Consider the following 588-nt stretch of genomic DNA (forward strand, 5'->3'; position numbering starts at 1 on the left):
CCATTATATGGACTCAACTATAGTACTCAATAATAAATACTAGACAATATGAAAAGTTTTGCTTTCAACTGGAGTAATAAGGAAGTGAAATTCAATTTATCCTTCCGCAATTAATGAACCCGGATAATTTTAAAGATTCATCTAATAGAAGTCTAATCGATTATATTATGGATAATGTATTATCCATTACACAGCTTACAAAGACTAGCGATTTTAATAAAATCAAAGCTCAAATTCTAAATGGCCTGACGGTCTTGTTCATTGATAAATGTTCAGAAGCACTAATAATGGAAACTAGGGGTTTTGAAAAAAGAAACATTGACAGGCCTATCACAGAACAGGTAGTAAAAGGCTCGCAAGAAGGATTTACAGAAAACTTAAGAACAAATATAACCTTACTTCGAAGAATAATTAAAAACGAAAAGCTTATCACAGAAATTATCCCCACTGGGAGTTATAATGCTCCCATAGTGTGAGACACAAAAATAAAAAAGTAAGTTATAATGGAAGCATGAAAAAGAGAAATCAATACTCAGCGGAATTCAAAAGCAAAATAGTACTGGAGATACTCCAAGAAACCTCTACGGT

1 protein-coding gene is annotated in these 588 nt (G+C 32.1%); it reads left to right on the top strand.

Features of this window, described 5'->3' with window-relative positions:
- Nucleotides 1–98: 98 nt before the first annotated feature.
- On the top strand, nt 99–476 hold the full coding sequence (locus G5B42_RS10795; protein ID WP_331274112.1) for a spore germination protein: 378 nt from the start codon (nt 99–101) through the stop codon (nt 474–476).
- Nucleotides 477–588 lie beyond the last annotated feature (112 nt).

Origin of the sequence: Capillibacterium thermochitinicola (assembly GCF_013664685.1) — a bacterium.
GTDB lineage: Bacteria > Bacillota > UBA4882 > UBA10575 > UBA10575 > Capillibacterium > Capillibacterium thermochitinicola.